Source organism: uncultured Propionibacterium sp., from assembly GCF_963539965.1.
GTDB lineage: Bacteria > Actinomycetota > Actinomycetes > Propionibacteriales > Propionibacteriaceae > Propionibacterium.
The window spans coordinates 1-19,453 of record NZ_CAUTOU010000040.1; the positions used below are offsets into that span (position 1 = coordinate 1).

General features: G+C 71.4%; 19 protein-coding genes and 2 tRNA genes. 12 read left to right on the top strand and 9 right to left on the bottom strand.

Annotated features, from left to right (window positions below; all coding sequences use genetic code 11):
- The 3 genes from R2N01_RS07690 to R2N01_RS07700 all read right to left on the bottom strand — a co-directional run.
- On the bottom strand, nucleotides 1-919 hold a 919-nt coding region (locus tag R2N01_RS07690; RefSeq protein WP_316670061.1), incomplete at its 3' end, for a serine/threonine-protein kinase.
- A gap of 78 nt (nucleotides 920-997) precedes the next feature.
- The gene (locus R2N01_RS07695) at nucleotides 998-3,316 is read right to left on the bottom strand and encodes a helicase-associated domain-containing protein (RefSeq protein ID WP_316670062.1); all 2,319 of its coding nucleotides are present in this window, start codon (nucleotides 3,314-3,316) and stop codon (nucleotides 998-1,000) included.
- Nucleotides 3,313-4,464, bottom strand: coding sequence for a hypothetical protein (locus R2N01_RS07700; protein ID WP_316670064.1), 1,152 nt, complete (start codon nucleotides 4,462-4,464; stop codon nucleotides 3,313-3,315). Before R2N01_RS07700 ends, R2N01_RS07695 begins: the two co-directional genes overlap by 4 nt.
- Nucleotides 4,465-4,626: 162 nt before the next feature.
- Between R2N01_RS07700 and R2N01_RS07705 the strand changes: the two genes are divergently transcribed.
- From R2N01_RS07705 to R2N01_RS07720, 4 genes are all read left to right on the top strand, one after another.
- On the top strand, nucleotides 4,627-5,013 hold the full coding sequence (locus R2N01_RS07705) for a cold-shock protein (protein WP_316670065.1): 387 nt from the start codon (nucleotides 4,627-4,629) through the stop codon (nucleotides 5,011-5,013).
- Nucleotides 5,013-5,789 carry a DUF3027 domain-containing protein gene (locus tag R2N01_RS07710; protein WP_316670066.1) on the top strand — a complete coding sequence of 259 codons (777 nt, stop codon included), beginning with the start codon at nucleotides 5,013-5,015 and terminating at the stop codon, nucleotides 5,787-5,789. The genes R2N01_RS07705 and R2N01_RS07710 overlap by 1 nt, the downstream gene beginning before the upstream one ends.
- A gap of 449 nt (nucleotides 5,790-6,238) precedes the next feature.
- Nucleotides 6,239-7,780, top strand: coding sequence for an NCS2 family permease (locus tag R2N01_RS07715; protein ID WP_316670068.1), 1,542 nt, complete (start codon nucleotides 6,239-6,241; stop codon nucleotides 7,778-7,780).
- An 89-nt stretch (nucleotides 7,781-7,869) separates the two neighbouring features.
- Complete coding sequence (locus tag R2N01_RS07720; RefSeq protein WP_316670070.1) at nucleotides 7,870-8,205, top strand: hypothetical protein; 336 nt, start codon at nucleotides 7,870-7,872, stop codon at nucleotides 8,203-8,205.
- An 8-nt stretch (nucleotides 8,206-8,213) separates the two neighbouring features.
- Here the strand turns inward: R2N01_RS07720 and serC are convergent, their stop codons facing one another.
- Entirely contained in the window at nucleotides 8,214-9,347 is a 1,134-nt protein-coding gene (gene serC / locus R2N01_RS07725; RefSeq protein WP_316670071.1) for a phosphoserine transaminase, read from the bottom strand.
- A 210-nt stretch (nucleotides 9,348-9,557) separates the two neighbouring features.
- Here serC and R2N01_RS07730 point away from each other — a divergent pair, with 210 nt between their 5' ends.
- Both R2N01_RS07730 and trxA read left to right on the top strand, forming a co-directional pair.
- A complete protein-coding gene (locus tag R2N01_RS07730; protein ID WP_316670073.1) occupies nucleotides 9,558-10,244 on the top strand; it encodes a metal-dependent transcriptional regulator in 687 nt (228 codons plus the stop codon).
- A gap of 140 nt (nucleotides 10,245-10,384) precedes the next feature.
- Nucleotides 10,385-10,732, top strand: coding sequence for a thioredoxin (trxA, locus tag R2N01_RS07735; RefSeq protein WP_316670075.1), 348 nt, complete (start codon nucleotides 10,385-10,387; stop codon nucleotides 10,730-10,732).
- 310 nt (nucleotides 10,733-11,042) lie between these two features.
- On the opposite strand, the gene R2N01_RS07740 is transcribed toward trxA, so the two are convergent.
- Nucleotides 11,043-11,115 (bottom strand) — tRNA-Arg (locus R2N01_RS07740).
- A 356-nt stretch (nucleotides 11,116-11,471) separates the two neighbouring features.
- Here R2N01_RS07740 and R2N01_RS07745 point away from each other — a divergent pair.
- Both R2N01_RS07745 and R2N01_RS07750 read left to right on the top strand, forming a co-directional pair.
- On the top strand, nucleotides 11,472-12,845 hold the full coding sequence (locus R2N01_RS07745) for a UTP--glucose-1-phosphate uridylyltransferase (RefSeq protein WP_316670076.1): 1,374 nt from the start codon (nucleotides 11,472-11,474) through the stop codon (nucleotides 12,843-12,845).
- Nucleotides 12,842-13,219 carry a hypothetical protein gene (locus R2N01_RS07750; RefSeq protein ID WP_316670078.1) on the top strand — a complete coding sequence of 126 codons (378 nt, stop codon included), beginning with the start codon at nucleotides 12,842-12,844 and terminating at the stop codon, nucleotides 13,217-13,219. Before R2N01_RS07745 ends, R2N01_RS07750 begins: the two co-directional genes overlap by 4 nt.
- Nucleotides 13,220-13,361: 142 nt before the next feature.
- On the opposite strand, the gene mscL is transcribed toward R2N01_RS07750, so the two are convergent.
- The 4 genes from mscL to R2N01_RS07770 form a co-directional block, all read right to left on the bottom strand.
- The gene (mscL, locus tag R2N01_RS07755) at nucleotides 13,362-13,763 is read right to left on the bottom strand and encodes a large conductance mechanosensitive channel protein MscL (protein WP_316670080.1); all 402 of its coding nucleotides are present in this window, start codon (nucleotides 13,761-13,763) and stop codon (nucleotides 13,362-13,364) included.
- A gap of 222 nt (nucleotides 13,764-13,985) precedes the next feature.
- Entirely contained in the window at nucleotides 13,986-14,618 is a 633-nt protein-coding gene (locus R2N01_RS07760; RefSeq protein ID WP_316670082.1) for an SAF domain-containing protein, read from the bottom strand.
- A gap of 137 nt (nucleotides 14,619-14,755) precedes the next feature.
- The gene (locus tag R2N01_RS07765; RefSeq protein ID WP_316670083.1) at nucleotides 14,756-15,094 is read right to left on the bottom strand and encodes an FmdB family zinc ribbon protein; all 339 of its coding nucleotides are present in this window, start codon (nucleotides 15,092-15,094) and stop codon (nucleotides 14,756-14,758) included.
- 161 nt (nucleotides 15,095-15,255) lie between these two features.
- On the bottom strand, nucleotides 15,256-15,942 hold the full coding sequence (locus R2N01_RS07770; protein ID WP_316670085.1) for a 5-formyltetrahydrofolate cyclo-ligase: 687 nt from the start codon (nucleotides 15,940-15,942) through the stop codon (nucleotides 15,256-15,258).
- Nucleotides 15,943-15,960: 18 nt separating this feature from the next.
- Between R2N01_RS07770 and glp the strand changes: the two genes are divergently transcribed.
- The 4 genes from glp to R2N01_RS07790 all read left to right on the top strand — a co-directional run bounded on the left by glp (nucleotide 15,961) and on the right by R2N01_RS07790 (nucleotide 19,004).
- The gene (glp, locus tag R2N01_RS07775; RefSeq protein ID WP_316670086.1) at nucleotides 15,961-17,250 is read left to right on the top strand and encodes a gephyrin-like molybdotransferase Glp; all 1,290 of its coding nucleotides are present in this window, start codon (nucleotides 15,961-15,963) and stop codon (nucleotides 17,248-17,250) included.
- On the top strand, nucleotides 17,247-17,957 hold the full coding sequence (locus tag R2N01_RS07780; protein WP_316670087.1) for a GNAT family protein: 711 nt from the start codon (nucleotides 17,247-17,249) through the stop codon (nucleotides 17,955-17,957). Before glp ends, R2N01_RS07780 begins: the two co-directional genes overlap by 4 nt.
- 100 nt (nucleotides 17,958-18,057) lie before the next feature.
- Nucleotides 18,058-18,849, top strand: coding sequence for a hypothetical protein (locus tag R2N01_RS07785; RefSeq protein ID WP_316670089.1), 792 nt, complete (start codon nucleotides 18,058-18,060; stop codon nucleotides 18,847-18,849).
- An 82-nt stretch (nucleotides 18,850-18,931) separates the two neighbouring features.
- Nucleotides 18,932-19,004, top strand: a tRNA-Ala gene (locus R2N01_RS07790).
- Nucleotides 19,005-19,453: the final 449 nt, after the last annotated feature.

Genomic DNA, 19,453 nt, shown 5'->3' on the forward strand with positions numbered 1-19,453 from the left:
GGCTGGGCGCCGCCGGGGCGGGCGCACTCGGGGCGTCCGTCGGAACCGGGGCGGGCGGGACCACGAGCGGTGCCATGGCCGGCAGCGACTCCGTCCGGGCACTCACCTCGCGCAGAGCCCGGGCGGTCTGGGCCGCGGTGGCCGGGCGCTGCGAAGGATCCTTGCGGGTGAGCCAGCGCACCGCGTCCCACAGGCGCTCGTCGATGCCGTCGGGGCGCCCGGGAGCAAGGTTCAACTGGGCCTGCATCGCCGCTGCGGGGGAGCGGTCCGCGAAGGGCGTGAGGCCCGTGGTCAGCTCGTACAGCATGATGCCGAGCGAGTACAGGTCGCTGGCCGCGGTGGGCGTCTGGTTCATGAGCAGTTCGGGCGCCATGTAGTGCGGCGTGCCCGCTATGAGCGTCGGGTTGGTCGCGCCCGGGCCGGTCTCGGTCAGGCGCGAGACGCCGAAGTCGGTGATGCGAGGAACAGCGGCCTCGCCCGCCTCGTCGACCAGGACATTGGCCGGTTTCATGTCGCGGTGGACGATCCGCTGCTCGTGGATGGCCGCCAGGCCGTCGGCGAGCTCCGCGCAGACCAGCGCGGCGTCCGAGGGCGTGAACGCTCCGACCGCCGCGAGCACTTGGCGCAGGTCGCGACCCTCCACCAAGTCCATGACGATCGCCAGGGTGTCGCCCTCGACGACCAGGTCGTGCACGCCCACGACGTTGGGGTGGTGCACGCTCAGCAGCAGATTGCGCTCGGCGACGAAGCGCTTGACCATCTCGGCGTTGTCGCCCAGGCCCGGTCGCAGGATCTTCGCCGCGTGCAGACCGCCCTCGACGTCCCGCGCCCGCCAGACCTCGCCCATCGCGCCGCTGTTGATGGGCGAGATCAGGGTGTAGCGGCTGCCCAGGTGCTCGTTGGGGCGGTGCGTCGTCACAGTGCCTCTTCTGTCCGTGGCCGAAGTCCGTGCCTGCGCAGATCGCTCCGGCGCAGAACGAGCGCTGGGGAGCGCCCCTCACATAGTACGGTAGAGCGGCCGAGACGGCAGGGCGGTCCGCGAGGCCCGATCGCGCGCAAGCGCGGGCAGGCGGTCGTGGGGCGGGCCCGGGCTGGCGCCCGTGCTTCTCAGGTGCCGGAGCCTGCCGGCACCGGTCCCCGGTCCCCGTCGGCGGGGACCGGGCCGACCGAGACGATCCGGGTCAGCGGCAGGCTGATCCGTCCGGCCGCACGGCGCACCATGTGCGCCACTCCGGCGGACATCGACAGCACTCGCATGGAGCGGCTCTGCGGGGCGCCGTCGTCGTCCACCCAGTCCACGTCCACCCACGAGTCCGCGTTGTAGGCCCTGGTCAGCGCGTTGAGGATCTGCTCGGCGCTCATGCCGTCGGACGCCTTCTGCGCCAGTGCTCCTGCCAGGCGCACCAGGTCGACCGGCCGGGGAGCCGGGGCCGGGGCCGGCGCGGGGGGCCCTGCGGGGCGCGGGCGTCGTGTAGCGATCGCCGCTGGGGCGTTCGGCGACCGGCGCATGCCCTGCGGCGCGGAGGGCCGCGACGAGCTCCGCGGGCTCCGCATCCGAGGCGATGAGGCCGGGAGCCAGCTCGCGCAGTCCGAGCTCGGAGGCGTCCGAGCCGGCCAGGATCGCCGCGGCAGCGGCCGGATCGGCCACGTGGACGATTGCCCCGACCTGGACGATCCTCACCGTGCCGTGGGTTCTGGCGGTGTCCGCGATGAGCGCCGACAGGGAGCCCGGCAGCGGGGCATCGGGGCCCTCGGCGTTGTGCTCGCGCAGCCAGTCGGCGATCGTATCGGCGGACCAGCCGGCGTCCAGGCCCCGGCGCAGCGAGGGCCCGGTGAAGCGGAAGGCCGCTGCCGCGCCGTGCGACTCGCGCTCGGCCAGTTCGCCGATCGCCCGGGCCGTGTCGTGGTCGAGCGGGGCCGGGGCCACGGCCGTCAGATCGGACTGCAGCAGCAGCGAGTCCCCGAGACCGGCGAAGCCGGGATCGGGCAGCGTGGGATCGTCCACCGCGCGGACGAGCGCGGATGTGCGGTCGAAGGCGAGCAGCCCGAGCCAGCGGGCCTCGGCGATGAGCTCGGCGGCGAACCGGGGCCACAGTTCTTGGTGCTCGGCGCCGACCAGCCCGGGTCTGCGCCAAGCCAGGCGCCCGGCGAGGGAGCCCTCGTCGACCGCGGTGCCGGGCTCGGCGGCGGCCAGCTCGGCGAGCGCGGCCGCCCGGAGAGCGGCCGCGCGGGGCTCGGTGCGATCGGGCCACCAGCCGAGATCTGCCCAGGCCGTGGCGAGGGCGCGCCAGCGCCCGTAGCCGGGCAGGGCCAGGAAGTCGTCGTAGGCGGTCGTGGCCAGCCAGGTGCGCGAGCGGGCGACGAGCATGCCGGTGTGCCGTACGAGCGCCAGGACGAAGCGGCTCTGGCTGGGCTCGGCGTCGACGTCCTCGCCGGTGATGCGCGCCAGGGCGGCCAGATCCCGTTTCGACATCTCGCCGTTGGCGAGAGATTTCGGGTTCCGGGTGCCCAGCTCGTCGAGCATCACCTCGGCGTGGCTGATGAGCTCCTGGGCCGAGCCGACAGCGGCCCGGTCGAGCAGCTCCGGGTCGAGGTTCGCGCCGAGCGCGCCATCGGACGCCGGCCAGCCGGGTGCATGGGCAGAGGGCGCCTGCTGGACGTACAGCCCCCTGCGCAGGCGCAGGGCCACCTCGCGGGGCAGCACGACCTGGTCCGGCGCGGTGGGACGCAGGAGGCCGTGGGCGAGCAGCAGGTCCATCGTCGACTCGGCGTCGGCGATGCTCACCGGTCGATCCGCACGGCGCACCGTACCGGTCGGCGGGCCCCATACGAGGCGCTCCAGGACCTTCATGCCCTCCTCGCCGACGGCCGTCAGGCCGTCCTGGACGGCCTCGGAAGTCAACGGCCTGGCCGACGCGGGGGCCAGGCCGCACGGGTAGGGGCCGAGGACGGCGCGGACCGTCGAGGTCAGGGCGGGCGGCTCGCCCCAGGCGAGCGCCAGATCGGTCAGGTGCGCGATGGCCGCCGCGACTTCGTCGTCGTGGCCCGCCAGCCCGAGAACACCTGCCAGTTCGCCGGCCGAGGCCGTGCCGCCCCCTGCCTGGCAGGCCGCCATGGCATGAGCGACGCACAGGGTCCACGCGTCGAGGCCTCCGAGGGCGAGTGGGACCGAGGGGCGGGAGGAGGCCCGCTCGGCGAGCTCGGCGACGGTGCGCGGGGGCGGGACGGCCAGATCGGGGCGCGCCCGCAGCAGCTGCTCGAGTGCCTGCGGCGGCCACTGCTGGAGATCGGTGGTCAGCGAGCGGGGAGGGCTCACCGGACCGGCCCCCGGCCCCCGTCCTGTCCCCGCTGGCTGTTCCGGTCGCCGGGGAGCGGCGGGTAGGGGGCCTGGCCGGGTTGCTGGATGGGCGCCGGCCGGGCGGGGCCGGCGCCCTGCGGCGCAGAGCCCGGCGGGTGGGGCTGCTGCCGTGTCGCGGCGGCGCGGGACATGGCGGCGGCCTGCCCGGTCGTGACCAGCCGTCCGTTGGAACGCAGATCGGAACGGGTGAGCAGCGGGCAGGCGATGACCAGTGCCAGGCAGATCCAGCGCGCGGCCGTGCTGCCCGCGTCGAGGGGCTGCTCGTAGCCGCTCAGCAGGAACGCCAGGATGATGAACGCTGCGAGGCCGAGCGCGACGAGGAAGCCGGTTCGCAGCGAACGCTGGGTGCGGGAGCGGGTCATCGACAGGATCCACGCCACGATGAGTGCGATGAGGGCGAGGGGTTCGACGATGAAGCCGATGGCGAGGCACCACAGCATTCCGATGCCGGTCGCGCGCAGCAGGTTCCCCACGTTGTAGGGCGCGGGCGCGGTGCCGTCGGACGACAGGATGATCATGGACTCGGGCCACTGGCCGGCCGCGCCCGCATCCGCGCCGGGCCGCAGTGCGCTCGGCTCGTGGACGCCCGTGGAGGGCGGCTGCGCTCCCAGCGGGGTCAAGCCCGGTTCCCGGACCTGGCCCGGCCAGGCCGGCCCTCCGGGCGCGAGGCCTGCGCCGGGCTGCAGGCGGGCGTCCCGGGGCGCGGGGCGCGTCGTGGCCGCCGGTACCACGAGCGTGGCGGCATCCGGCGGGGCGAACTGCGCGGTCGAAGAGAGACCCGGCGAGGGGTCCGGGTCTCCGGAGAACTCGAACGGGGTTCGCGGGTCGTGCTCGCCCGTCTCGGGGCCGGCCAGCAGCGACAGGTCCTCGAAGGGCCTGCGCGGATCGCGCGGAGCCCGCTGCGCAGGGGCCAACGACTCCAGCGAGGGGCCCGGATCGGCCGGGGGCCGGATCACGTCGGGGTGGACGATGGCGCCGCTGACCTCGACGCCCGGTTCGGCAGTGGGTGCCGTCAGGGGGTCGGCTTTCGGCTGCGCGAACGCGGAAGGCGCCTCACGGGGAGCATTGTCCAGCGTGAGGGTGTCGAAGATGGGGTGCCCGGCCATGGTCCAATTCTACGGGCGGCCCCGCGCCGTCCCGACCGGTTCTGCCGCCAGAGCGGGGCGGGGTTGCCCGTCTCGATAAACTTGAGGTGGTTTCCTGTGCCCACACGCGCGGGAGCGGCCACGGGCGCCCAGGCGTCCCGGAAGGAAGAATGAGGTGACGAGATGCCGAGCGGCAAGGTGCGTTTCTTCGACTCCGAGAAGGGCTTCGGGTTCATCACGAAGGACGACGGCGATGGAGAGGTGTACTTCCGCTCCAGCGCACTGCCCGCCGGCACGACCGGCGTCAAGCGGGGCCAGCGTGTCGAGTTCGGCGTCATCGAGGGGCGGCGCGGCGAGCAGGCGCTGTCGATCACACTGATCGAACCGCCGCCCTCGCTGTCCAAGGCCTCCCGCCGCAGGCCCGAGGATCTGGCTGTGATGATGGAAGATCTCATCAAACTGCTCGACGGCCTGTCGAACGGGTACCGTCGCGGCCGCCATCCCAATCAGAGCCAGGCCACCAAGATCGCGACCATGCTGCGCGGTGTGGCCGACGAGCTGGAGAAGTAATGCCCTCACGAACTGCCCCAAGGACCGATACGGTGCTCGCCGCGGCCGTCGAGGTCGCGCGTGCCGCGGCCGAGCACCAGGCCGGCGATTTCGGCGTGGGGGAGCACCTCGGCTGCGAACTCGAGGGCGAGCGCCTGCTCACCCACTATTTCGCGTGCCCCCACCACGGCTACCGGGGCTGGCGCTGGGCCGTCACGCTGACGCGCGCCCCGCGCGCCCGCACTGCGACCGTCGACGAGGTCGTCCTGGTCCCCGGTCATGACGCGCTACTGGCGGCCGAGTGGGTGCCGTGGGCCGATCGCGTCCGCCCCGGTGACGTCACGCCCGGCACCCTGCTGCCCACGCCCGACAACGATCCGCGTCTGGAGCCCGGCTTCACCGGCGGCGCGATGACCGAGGACGACGATCCGGCCGAGTGGGGCGCCACCCGGGCCATCGCCGTCGATCTGGGCCTGGGCCGTGAGCGCGTGCTCTCCTACGAGGGCCGCTCGCAGACCGCCGAGCGCTGGATCGAGAGCTCGGCGGGGCCCGACAACGCCTCGACGAAGCACGCCCCCGGCCAGTGCGTCGAGTGCGCCTATTTCCAGCGCATCGCCGGTTCGCTCGGCACGCTCTTCGGCGTGTGCACCAACGAGTACTCCCCGCGCGACGCCAGGGTCGTCAGCGTCGACCACGGCTGCGGCGGCCACTCGAACGCCGTCGCCGACCAGCGCGGCATAGACCTGCCAGAACCCGTCTACGACACGATCGGCATCGAGAGGGCGCTCTTCGGGTAACAGGCGTTCGAGCGGGGGCGCCCGCCCCGAGCCGGGGCAGGGCACCCCTGCGGGCCCTGCCGGTCACTCGCCCGCAGCGGCGGGGGGAACGGCCTTGCGGTCCCCGAGGAGAGGGCCCTCGCCGAGCAACGGCACGCCGGTGGCGGCCGGGGCGGTCCCGGCGATGGTGCCCAGCAGGCCTCAGCCGCAGGAGTTGAGGAGCATGCCGTCCCATGCGCTGGTCCCGGGCCGGACGGTCTTGCGGGCGCCGTGCCCACATGACCAGGGGTCCCCCCAGGGGCGAGGGCCGGTCGGCCGTGTCCCCGTGCCACAAGGGGGCGCGTCCCGTCTCGCAGTTGCCCGGGCCCGCTGCGGACCCCGGCCAGCGGCTCCAGGACGTCGCCCGCGGCGCCTGCGCACTGTGCGGCCAGTGCGACGAGGACCTCCGCGCACCGGTTACGATATCGCCCATGGCGTCCTCGTCCCCTGAAAAAACCCTAGAGAGCTCCTCCTTCGCGGAGCGCTGGTTCCACATCTCAGCACGCGGCTCGTCCGTCGGGCAGGAACTGCGCGGCGGTCTGGTGACCTTCTTCACCATGGCCTACATCCTCGCGCTCAACCCGCTGGTCATCGGCACCGCCGCCGACTCCCGGGGCAATCTGGTCTCGGGCGCCCCCAAGTACACCGATGCCGCCGCCGGCGTCGTCGATCAGGCGGCGGTCGATCACTCGATCGCCATGGTCGCCGCTGCGACGGCGCTCATCGCAGGCATCAGCACGGTCCTCATGGGCGTTGTCGGACGATTCCCGATCGGCCTGGCCACCGGGCTGGGCCTGAACGCCATGTGCGCCTACGTCATTGCGCCGAACTCCACCTGGCCGCGCACGATGGGCATGATCGTCATCGAGGGCATCATCATCACCCTGCTCGTCCTGACCGGATTCCGCGAGGCCGTCTTCCGGGCCGTCCCCCGCGAGCTGCGCGTGGCCATCTCGGTCGGCATCGGCCTGTTCGTGGCTTTCGTCGGTCTCGTCGACGCCAACATCATCACCCCCGGCTCGGGCACCCCGGTGCAGCTGGGCCTGGACGGCTCGCTCGGCACCCTGCCCCAGCTCGTCTTCGTGATCGGCCTGCTCATCCTGCTGCTCCTGTACGTGCGCTCCAGGCGCGGCGCCATGCTCATCGCCATCATCGCGACGACCGTGGTCGCGATCATCGTGCAGGCCATCGTCAAGATCCCCACGACCGGATCCGACGGCGGCGCCAACCCGGAGGGCTGGGCGCTCAACGTCCCGGCGTGGCCCGGCGTCTCGGCCTTCACCGCCCCCGACCTGGGCCTCATCGGGCGCGTCGACCTGGTGGGCGCCTTCGCCAACATCGATGGCCGGTTCACGCCGGCCAGTGTGCTCGGCGCCCTCATGCTGATCTTCTCGCTGCTGCTGGCCGACTTCTTCGACACCGTGGGCACCGTTGTGGCCGTGGGCGCTGAGGGCGGCATCCTTGACGAGAACGGCGAGCCCCCGCACCTGCGCGGCATCCTGCTCGTCGACTCCCTGGCCGCACTGCTCGGCGGCCTGGGCTCGACCTCGTCCAGCACCTCGTACATCGAATCGACCGCGGGCGTCGCCGAGGGTGCGCGCACCGGCGTCGCCTCGATCGTCACCGGCGTCTGCTTCCTGCTGGCGACCTTCCTGTCGCCGCTGACGAACATGGTGCCCTCCGAGGCCGTCGCCCCGGTGCTCGTGATCGTCGGCTTCCTCATGATGCAGCAGGTCGCCGAAATCGACTGGCACCACCTGGTCGACGCGATCCCGGCGTTCATCACGATCGTGCTCATGCCCTTCAGCTATTCGATCTCGGTGGGCATCGGCGCGGGCTTCGTCATGTTCATCGTGCTGAAGATCTTCCAGGGCAAGGCCCGTCACGTGCACCCGCTCATGTGGGTGGTAGGGGTGCTGTTCGTCGTCTACTTCGCCTCCGATGTCATCAACAGGGCGATCGCGGGCACCTAGCCCGGCCCCGGGCATCATGCCTTCTTCGCGGGTCCCGCCCCCGGAGGGTCTGTGGGCGCCCAGCCCGTCCAGCGCATAGAGTTGCCGCCGTGGACAAGCAGCAGGACAGTGCCAGGACGCCGAAGACCCGTCGTGCGAGGGCGGCCCTCGCGGGCGTGGTGCTCACGCTCGGTCTGTTGGCGCAGCACCCCGCAGCAGCGGAGACCGTGCCGGCCCAGCCGGCGCCCCAGGCCACGGCCTCGAGCGCTGCCGCCTCGTCCACTACGGCGGCCGACAGGTCCGGCTCCACCACCGAGTCCACCGTGAAGAGCGGTTCGCTCAGCCGGAAGAAGACGATCGCCGCCCTCATCCTCAGTCTCGCCGTCGCGCTCGTCGCGGCCTTTTTCGTCTTCAGGCGCACGGCCAGGGACAACTGTCTGGGCTGAGCCCGGGCTCACCGGTGCCGGTCGACGATGCGTTCGAGCACCCAGTCGATGCAGTCCAGGAGCCGGCTCACGTCGTCGGGCTCGACGGAGGCGAAGACGCCGATGCGCATCTGGTCGGTGCCCAGCGCGCGGTACGGCTCGATGTCGAGGATGCCGTTGGTGCGCAGCGTGCTGCACAGCAGCGGAGCGTCGACCCTCTCGTCGAAGGCGATGGTCGCCACGACAGGGGAGCGCAGCGCCGGGTCGGCGACGAACGGGCGGGCGAACGGGTTGGCCTCGGCCCACCGGTAGACGCGGTTCGAGGAGTCGGCGGTGCGCGAGGTGACGAACTCCATGCCGCCGTTGTCGAGCATCCAGCCGAGCTGCTCGTCGAGCAGGACCAGCGTGGCCAGGGCCGGTGTGTTGAGCGTCTGGTCCTTCGCCGAGCTGGTGGCGGCCAGCGTCAGGTTGAGGGTGTCGGGCACCCAGCGGCCGTCATGATCGCCGGTGAGGCGTTCGGAGCGCTCCAGCGCGGCCGGCGAGCAGAAGGACAGCCACAGGCCGCCGTCGGAGCTGAAATTCTTCTGCGGGGAGAAGTACAGGGCGTCGACCTGGGTCAGGTCCGCGTCGATGCCGCCGGCGGCGCTCGTCGCGTCGACGAGCATGAGGGCGCCGTCATCGGTGCCGGACAGGCGCTCGACGGGCATGGCCACACCGGTGGAGGTCTCGTTCTGGGCCCAGGCGTAGGCGTCGATCCCGTCCTCGACGGCGGGTAGGCGGCCCGAGCCGAAGGGGGCCTCGGCGATGGCGGGGGCCTGCAGCCACGGCGTGCGCGAGGTGACGGCGGCGAACCTCCTGCTGAAGGATCCGTAGACCGCGTGCGAGGAGCGGCGCTCGATGAGGCTCGTGCAGGCCAGGTCCCAGAAGCTCGTCGCGCCGCCATTGCCCAGGACGACCTGGTGTCCGTCGGGCATCGAGTAGAGCTCGGCCAGGCGCTCGCGAACCCTGGCCACGACATTGCGCACAGCGGGCCTGCGGTGGGACGTCCCCATCAGCGGGCTGGAGACCAGGGCGGCGAGCGCCTCGGGACGCACCTTGGCGGGGCCGGAACCGAAACGGCCGTCCTCGGGGAGAAGCCCGGCCGGGATCACGAGTTCGTTCACCCCTCGATTCTCCCACCCGCGGCCCGGGCGCAGAGGGCTCGTTCCATCCGGGCCGTTGGGGAGAGCGCGGCACGGGGACGGGACGGCCGAATTCGGCCGGGCGCGCCGGCCTCTCGCCGGAAACGGGGAAAACACTGACCCCGGGGGAATATCCACGGGACCCGGACGGCTAATCTTCTCGGAAACGGGAAGAATAATGAGAGGCATGGCATGAGTGGCGATCTGATTGACACCTCCCAGATGTATCTGCGTACGGTCTTCGAGCTGGAGGAGGCCGATGTCGAGCCCAGGCGCGCTCGCATCGTCGACAGGCTCCACCAGGCGGGTCCCACGGTTTCCCAGACGGTTGCGCGCATGGAGCGCGACGGCCTCATGAGACTGACCGGGGAGCGCACCATCGAGTTGACCAGAGCCGGCTTCGAGGAGGCGCGCAACGTCATGCGCTGCCACCGTCTGGCCGAGTGCTTCCTCATCGACGTGCTCGAGCTCGGCTACTCCCGGGCTCACGCCGAGGCCTGCCGCTGGGAGCATGTGATGAGCGAAGAGGTCGCCGAACGCATGGCCGAGCGGCTGGGCAACCCCGAGACGAGCCCGTACGGCACCCCGATCCCCGCGGCGACGGCCCGCAAGGTGCACCGGCTCGCCGACTACGGCCAAGAGCTGCACGTGACTGTCGCGGCCGGTCTGACCAGGGCCGCCTTCATCATGGTCGACGAGCATCCGCAGACCGATCCCGAGTTCATGGCCGAGTTCGACAGATCGCAGATCCGGCCCGGCGACATCGTGATCCTCAGCGAACAGGACGACGACTTCGTCCTGGCCAGTGAGGACGGTCGGCGCGCGCTGCGCATCCCGCAGGACTACGCGAGCTCGGTGCGCGTCAGGGCCCGTCACTGACCTGGTCCGTGGCGCCACGGCCGGTGCCGTCGCGTGGGGGTCCGCTCGGCCGGCCGCACCCGGGGAATACCGCGGCGATCGATGATGTTCTACAGGCGTCAGCGTTCCAGCGGGAGCGCGCACTCTTCGAAAGGATGATTATGGCTACCACCGCACTGAGTGAGGCCAGCTTCGAGAGCACCGTGACCTCCGGCGGTATCGTGCTCGTGGACTTCTGGGCCGAATGGTGCGGCCCCTGCAAGCGTTTCGGACCGATCTTCGAGGCCGCCAGCGACAAGAACGAGGACATCGTTTTCGGCAAGGTCGACACCGAGGCCGCACAGGATCTGTCCGCGCAGCTCGGGATCCAGGCCATCCCCACGCTCATGGCCTTCAAGGACGGCAAACTGCTGTTCCGCAACGCCGGTGCGCTCAACGCCGCCCAGCTCGACAACCTCATCGCGCAGGTTCGGGAGTATGACACGACCGAGGGCGGCGAGGTGGCCTGAGAACACTTGGTCCCCCGTCCGCGCCCGGTGCCGGCCATCACTGGTCGGCACCGGGCGCGGACGTTTTGACGGAGGCGTCGGGGATGGTACGGGACCCTGTGGACCGGGGCCGCATGAAGCGACGGCTGAGGAAGGGGCCGGATGGACTCGTCCGGCGGCTCCGGACGCGCCCGGTCCGCCGGACGAGGTGGACGACCAAGTACTCGTCGATCATGAGCAGGACCCGCGACCCGGGGCGCCATCGGATCCGCGTCGTGCGCAGGGCCGGCCCACGACCCCCGTGATCCCAGGAGACCGCGTCCCGCTCCGGCGGCCCCGAAAGGATTCGAACCTTCGACACGCGGTTTAGGAAACCGCTGCTCTATCCCCTGAGCTACGGGGCCTCGTCGCTCAGCCTAGCCGCACTGTCAGGAGCAGGACAAAACCGTCTCGCCGGCGCGCGGCCGTCCGGCCCCTCCAGAGCCGCGGAGGGACCGGCAGAATAAATGCCTGGCCTGTTGTTCATAAACACTTCCTGAGGATTCCTCTCAGCTCTTTGCCTCCGGCGTCACCGGTCATATGATCAATGGTGAAGGCGACGCCTTGCTGTTGTAGGTCTCCTGGGGGTGGGCAGACGGCTTCGGCTCCTCAGCGGGCGTCGTCTTCTTTCAACCCCCGGCCTCTGGCGCTGGCCGCTGCGGCGTTCCTCCCCGTACGACTGGACTGGGGATGTGCGGCCTGTTCTGGTTAGGCTGTGGGTATGAGCGAGCAAGGACTGCAACGAGCCAGGCGGAAGATGATCGACGCGGGCATCGGTCGTACGGCCATCGACGTGTTCAGCCACTACTACGGCCAGGTCGCCTCGGGCGACACCGGACTGATCCGCGAGGACTCCATCGAGCCGCTGGGCGAGGTGCCCGGTATCGACGACATCCGGGTCGGCGACGAGCAGGCCCGCGAGGCCCTCGACAGGACGGTCCTCATCAGACCGAACGGCGGACTCGGCACCTCGATGGGCCTGACCCGCGCCAAGACCCTCCTCGAAGTCCGTGACGGTCGCAGCTTCCTCGACATTCTCGCCGCCCAGGTGCTGGCCGCGCGCAGGAGGTACGGTGTGCGCCTGCCCCTGCTGCTGATGGACTCCTTCAACACGCATGACGACACCCTCGCCGTCCTGGCGGGGTACCCCGAACTACCGGTCGACGGGCTGCCCCTGGACTTCCTGCAGAGCAAGGAGCCCAAGCTCCTGGCCGGCGACCTCACCCCGGCCGAGTGGCCGGCGGATCCTTCGCTCGAGTGGTGCCCGCCCGGTCACGGCGACATCTACGCGTCGCTCCACGACAGCGGCCTGCTCGACGAACTGCTCTCCGCCGGGTACAGGTACGCTGCGGTCTCCAACTCCGACAACCTCGGCGCGGCCCCCGACGCGAGGATCGCCGGCTGGTTCGCCGCCACCGGCGCCTCGTGGTGCTCCGAAGTGTGCGAGCGCACCCCCAATGACCGCAAGGGCGGCCACCTGGCCATCCGCAGGGCCGACGGCCGGCTCGTCCTGCGCGACACCGCACAGACCGCCGATGAGGACCTGAGGTTCTTCACGGACGAGACGGTGCACCGCTACTTCAACACCAACAACCTGTGGTGGAATCTCGAAGCCCTCAGGGCCAAGCTCGACGAGACCGGTGGTGTCCTCGGCCTGCCGCTCATCCGCAACACCAAGACCATCGACCCCAAGGATCCCTCGAGCCCCGAGGTCATCCAGGTCGAGAGCGCCATGGGGGCGGCCATCGAGCTGTTCGACGACGCCAAGGTGCTCAAGGTCGCCCGCGACCGCTTCGTGCCGGTCAAGAAGACCAACGAGCTCCTCCTGCTGCGCTCGGACGTCTACGAGATCGGTGACGACGGAATCCTCAGGGCTCAGGTCGAGCGCATCCCCGGTATCGACCTCGGCCCGGCCTACAAGTTCGTGGGGGAGTTCGACAGGCGCATCCCGCACCCGGTGCACCTGCGCGAGGCGGGCTCGTTGACCGTCACCGGCGACTGGAGCTTCGGTGCCGACGTCCGGGTAGTCGGCGATGTCACCCTCGGTGACGAGGGCGGGACGATCGCCGACGGGCAGGTGCTGCAGGGCCCGTGAGCGCCGACCCCCGTCTCGCAACGGCCGCCGCTTACGCCCTGGGCGGTGAGGCCGCCTCGCGCATCGACCCGACCCGGATCGACTCCCCGGCCGGGCTCGTCGCACGCCTCGACCGGGCCGGGTGGACGGCGGCCGGGCTGCGCGAGTTCCGGAACGCCCGCCGCGCCGAGACCCGGCGCTGGCCAGTACCCGTTCCCGATGATGTCAGGTCGGGGCTCGGCTCCGCCCGGCTGCACGCCTGGGTGGCCCAGTGCGTCTCGCTGCTCGACCTCGACGCCATCGACTCCGGCGTGAGGGACCACTCGCAGCCCTTCGACCGCGAGGACCTGCGCCTCATGGGCGAGCGCCCGCCGCACCACGGCGCAGTCGGTTGACCACCGCGTGCGGGCGGATCCGGACGGGCAGCTGCTCGGCAACCGGCTTCCCCCGGCTGCCGCTGCGCGAGGACGGATCCGCCGGACACGCGCCGGGGCCCGAACAGATCCGCCGTTCGGGCCCCGCGCGGTGGTCGACGACTCAGGCCTGTGAGCTGCCGGTGGAGCGCCTGGCGCCACCATTCTCGGCGAGCAGGTCACGGATCTCGGTGAGCAGCTCGGCCTCGGTCGGAGGAATGTCCTCGGGCTCCTTGCCCTTCTTCCTGAGCTCCTCGAGTGCATTCAACGGCCTGACGATGGCGAAGTAGACCACGGCGGCCACCATGAGGAACGAGATGAGCGCGGTCAGGAATGGACCGACCGGGATGTCACCGGGGTTCCAGTTGTCGAAGTTCGGCTCCCTGCCGCCGAGCACCTTGGCGATGAGGCTCAGGACGACGGAGGTGAAAGTGGTGACGACTGTGGCGAACGCGGTGCCGATGATGAAAGCGACGGCGGTCTGGATCAGATTGCCGCGCATGATGAACTCTTTGAAGCCCTTCATATTTCTCCTTGGAAGTGCGCTGACAGGGGAACGGGCAGGGCGCGCCGGACACGCCAGGGTATGACGCCCGACCGGGGCCTGAACCCCGCAGAGGAACGGGGCATCCCCAGTCCCTTGAGTCTAGAGAAGACGCGCAACACTCCGGCTCCGCGCCGAGGACTGACACTACCGTCTTCTGACAAGGTGATCTTCTGGCCTCGTAGGTGCCCACCCCCAAATTTCTCAGGGTGCTTCCAAGATGATGCTCAGCTCGTACGAGGACGAGGCCGAGGCCAGGAGCTCGGCCTGGTCGGCCTCGGCCGCGGCGATGATCAGTGCACCGCCGGCGCCGGAACTGTTGAACGCCCCGGACGCCGCAGGGGCGGGCAGTGCTGCGATGCGCACCCGGTCGACGATCGGGACCGTCTGGCCCTCCGGGCTCAGGGCAACGACCGAGATGAGATCACCCACCTGGAGAATCGCTGCGATGCCCTCATCGGAGATGCGGAAGGGCACCAGTGACAGCCCATCGGCGGCCGAGACGAGGGCGGAACCGACGATGTCCTCGCCGATGAGCGTCGTACCGCCGGGGCGCGGCACGGCCAGGACCTGCCCGATGACCCGGGCGGGATCGGTCAGGGCGGCGGCCGGCACCGCCTCGGCGGGCAGCTCGGCCGTCGTGACGTCATCGGCGCCCACTACGACGCCCGCCGCCAGATCGCGTGCGCTGACGACCACCGTTCGCGTGGGTGCCGGTCTCGGGGACAGAGCCGCGAGGGCGAGGACCAGCGCACAGGCCGCCGCGATGACGGCCAGGCCGCGGCGATGCCAGCGCACCGCCCGCAGGAGCGAGGAGAACCATCCGCTGAGATTCATGCCAGCAGTGTGCTCGGCGACGCCCGTGGTCCGTCAGTTGTCCACAGGCGTTCTCGGAGGATCCGCGGATGGGGGCGGGGCCGCGTGACCGGGCCGCCTCGTCGGGCCAATGCGCGCGGGGCCGGGGAGGGCCCGGGTCAGGCGGCCGAGTCTCCCGAGGAGGACCCCACTGCGGCGGCGGTGCCGCCCGAGTCGCTCGAGGACGCCGTGCCGGACGAGGCCGACGAGCCGTCCGAGGAATCACTCGAGCCGGAGCCGTGGTGACCGGTCGCGGGAACGGCGGACGAAGAGGCTCCCTTCGAACGGCTGTCGGTGGCGTAGAAGCCGGAACCCTTGAAGACCACGCCGACGGCGCTGTACACCTTGCGCAGATGCCCCGCGCAGCTCGGGCAGACGGTGAGAGCGTCGTCCGTGAATCTCTGGACGACCTCGAGGTCGTTGCCGCAGTCATTGCAGTGGTACTGGTAGGTGGGCATATGCTCTCTCGTCCTCATGGAGCCGGCAGGGTGCACGGACCGCAGGACATTGTACGTTCGCGCCGGCGGAGGCGGAAACCGTCCGCCGCGGGGTGCCGGGTGCCGGTGATGAGCGGCCCCGTCTGCACGGTGAGGGGGAGAGAGATGCCGGTGCGGGGCCGTCAGGCCGGGGTCGCCCGCGTGCGCGTGCTGGTGATGAAACCGTCCATCGGGTGGTCGTGCCTCTCGCGCGGCAGGTGATCGGCCACCTCGCCGTCGTTGGCCAGCGCCCAGCAGGGCGTCCCGGGCCGTGCGTGCGCCAATGCCCTGTCGTACCAGCCGCCGCCGGTGCCGATGCGGCTGCCGTCCAGCCCCACTCCGAGCGCCGAGACCACGACCAGATCGGCCTGCGCGAGCGCCTGGGCCGGGAGGGTCTCGCCGGTCGGGTCGGGGATGGACCACGGCCCTGGCACGAGGGCCCGCGGCCCCCCGTACCAGGCCCAGGCGATGCCGTGACGGGGCCCGCCGCCGGGGGTCCTGCCGAGGACGGGCACGAGCACCCGGTAGCCCCCGGCGCGCAGGGCCTCGACCAGGCCGAGGGTGTCCGGCTCGCCGGGTGCGGACAGATAGCAGGCGATCACCGAGCCCGGGGCCAGTTCGTCGTGGATGAATTGGAGTGCGCGCCGGGTGCGCGCCGCGTCGTCCGCGGCCCGCTGTCCCGGTGCCATGGCCCGCCGGGCCGCCCGCGCGGCCCGGCGGATCGTCTTCTTCCGGCCGGCCGGGTCGCCGGCGCGGGCCGGTGCGGTCGCCCCGTCCGGGACGAGGGGGGAGCGCTGCGCGGTGCGTCCGTCCGGGCTGGGCTGCGGCATGCACATATCGTAAGGGCCATGGCACTCTTCGGTCGTAGCAAGAAGTCCGCGGCGCCGGAGCCGGCGGAGCCCGAGACGACGCGGCTGGCCCTCGCGCCCGAGCCCGGCCCGCACGGGGCCCGTACGGTCGAGGGCCAGCGCGACTGGATCTGCTCGATGCTCGAGCCGCTCATGCCCTTCGGCATGAACCTCATCGACGCCTCCGGCCTGAGCCTGTGCGAGGACCTCCTCGCCGACGGGGACCTGCCGGCCCTGCCCGAGGCCTCGTGCGACGGCTACGCGGTGATCTCGATCGACGTGCGCGACGTGGACCCGGCCGGCGGCGTCGTCCTGACGATCACCTCCGATGTGCACGAGCCGGCCTCCGCCGTGCCGGTGCTCGTCGGCCACCCGATGCCCCCGGGCGCCGATGCCGTCGTGCCGCTCGAGGCGGCCATCGTCGTCGACGGGGAGAACCTGCTCGTCAAGTGCTCCGTGGACGCGGGGGTCAATGTCCGCCAGGTCGGCTCCGATGCCGCCGATGGCTCCGTCATCGCCACGGCGGGCACCATGCTGGACGAGCGCCTGCTCGGCCTCATCGGCGGCGCCGGCTTCGACAAGGTGCTGTGCCGCCCGCGTCCGCGCGTCGTCGTCCTGTCGCTGCGCGAGAGGGACCGGTCCAGTCAGGCCTTCGAGATGGCCGCCCGGCAGCACCGGGACGCCGCCTCGTTCATGGTGGCCTCCGCCTGCCGCGCCGACGGCGCCCAGGTGTGGCGCGAGGAGTCCGCGGCCCTGGAGGCGGCCTCCATCGCGGAGGCCGTCACCGACCAGCTCATCCGCGCCGACCTGCTCATCACCATCGGCGGCATCGAGCAGGGCGCCGACGGTCCGCTCGCCGAGGCCCTGGAGGGCCTCGGCCCGGTCGACTTCTCGACGGTCGCCCTGCGTCCCGGCCCGGTCCAGGGCTTCGGCCTCATCGGCGCCGACCGCGTGCCGGTGCTCATGCTCGGCTCCGACCCGGCCGGCGCCTACACCGGGTACGAGGCGTTCGGGCGCCCGGTCATCCGGACGCTCATGGGCGCGTCGCCCGAGCGCCCCGTCGTCCGGGCGACGCTCGACGCGCCGGTGAGCGGCGACCGCGGCGTCTGCGAGTACATTCCGGCCCGGGCGGTTGCCGGGCCCGACGGTCTGCACGCGCTGCCGCTGGCCGACCGGCCCGGCGCTCTGGGAGCGATCGCCCGCTGCGACGGCTTCCTCGTGCTCGGCGAGGGCAGCATGTCGGCGCAGGCCGGTGACGGCCTCGACTATCTGGCGCTCGGCTCCGGATGAGCGGCTCGTGGGCTGCGGGCCGGGCGGGCACCATGGTCTGCGGGCCCGCGTGGCCGGTCGTCCTGCACCACGGCGGGCTCGTGCTGCGCCCGCTGCGCGCCCGGGACGCCGGGCAGTGGGCTCGGCTGCGCGCGGCCAACCGCGACTGGACCGGCCCGTGGGATTCGACCCTGCCGCCCGGTTCGGGCGAGAACCCGCTCGAATTCCACCAGCTCGTGAGGCGCTACCGGCGCATGGGGCGCCAGGGCTCGACCTTCGGCTGGGCCCTCGCGCTGGAGGAGAGCGGCCGGACCGGTGCGCGCGTCCTCAGGGGCGCCCCCATGATCGGCCAGGTCACCGTCGCGGGCGTCGCCTACGGCGCCTCCCGGCTGGCCTCGATCGGTTACTGGATCGACGAGGGCCATGCCGGGCGCGGGTACACGCCGATGGGCGTGGCCATGGCCGCCGATTTCTGCTTCGACGTCGTCGGGCTGCACCGCATCGAGATCTGCATCAGGCCCGAGAACGGGCCGAGCCATCGCGTCGTCGAGAAGCTCGGCTGGCGCTACGAAGGCCTGCGGCAGCGCTATCTGCACATCGACGGCGGCTGGCGCGACCACGACGTCTACGTCAGGACCGCCGAGGAGCGCCCGCCGCTCGGCGAGCTGCACCGGCTGCTGTCCCGGCGCATCGCGCCGAAGCAGCCCTCTGACAAGGGGGGCGAGTGACCCTGAGGCGAGTCTGTGAGGGTTTTCACAGGGTTTCGATGGTCGGCGGGGCGGCGTGTGCGGTGCGCCGCGGCGAGGACGAGCCCCTACGTTTTCTCCCATGGGTGTGACGGGGTTGATCTGGCTGGCGATAGTCGCCGGCTGGCTGGCGTATCTGGTTCCCCGCTTCGTGCTGCACAAGGACCCGCGTCTGACGGTGCACGACGTCTCGGTGGACGACTTCACCGAGTCGATGCGCGTGGTGCGGCGCAGCAGGGGACGCCGCAGGCCCGACTTCAGCGAGCTCAACGATCCCGCGCTCCAGATCTCCACGCCGCTTCAGCGCGACGCCGTCAGGTTCGAGGTGCGGCGCGCCTCGCAGATCGCGGCGCGCCGCCGCCGTTTGGGCCTGATCGGCTCGCTCGTCCTCATGATCGCCTCGGTCGTCATCGCAGCCGTCACCTCGGCGCCCTGGTGGCTCTCGCTCATCGGCGTGGCGCTGCTGGGCGTTTTCGTCGTGGTCAGCCGGGTCAGCGTGCGCACCGTCGATGCCATGATCGACGAGAAGCTCGACTCGGTCTGCCAGAACTGGACCGAGGACACGGTCGCGGTCAACACGGTCGACCTGACCGATGTGCACAACGAGGACACCGAGATCTCGATCTCGCTCGAGCTGCCGGTGACCTCCACGATCGGCTCGCTGTGGGAGCCCATCGCGGTGACCCCGCCCACCTACGTGTCCAAGCCGCTGGTGCCGCGCTCGGTGCGCACCATCGACCTGTCGGCCCCGGTGCCGCCGGCCGCCCAGCCGCGGATGCCCGTCATCGCCGAGCCCCCGCAGGACGGCGGCGAGACCGGGCCCGATGACGACCGCGGCGGCGAGCAGGGCCTCGGCAGGGCCGTGGGGGAGTAGGCGCCGGGCGGCCCGCTTGGGCCCGATGGCGCGGGGTGCTAAGCTCTAGCGTGCTTCGCTGCTCGGTTGCGGGCGCGGGCAGGGGGCTATGGCGCAGTTGGTAGCGCGTCTCGTTCGCAATGAGAAGGTCGGGGGTTCGAGTCCCCCTAGCTCCACGTAAGTAGAGAAACTCGAAACTTGCCCCGCCTGATGGCGGGGCAAGTTTTGTTTCTGCGGTGACTTCGGCCGGGGCATCGATGCTGGTGTGGGCTAGGACGCTGGCTATGGTCTGCTCGGGAGTGTAAGTGGCGTTTTCTTCGTCGTCGATGGTGATGCGGGTGAACAGTGCGCGGTTGAGGATGCGTCGTTCGGCTGGTTCGCACTTGTCGTAGAGCTCGTTGAGGTCGACCAGGAGATCGGTGAGCTGGTCCAAGCCTGCTCGGGCCTCGGCGAGGTTGTCGAGCCGGGTGGTGATCTGGTCGAGGCTGGCGCGGATGCGGTCTTGCTCGCTTTTGAGGAGGTCGAGGGGGATCGCGTCGGCGTAGTGGGCTTGGACGAGTCTGAGGCGTTCTGGGGTGTTTGGTGTTTTTCGGGTGGTGGGCGGGATGATCGTGGGGCAGGTGGT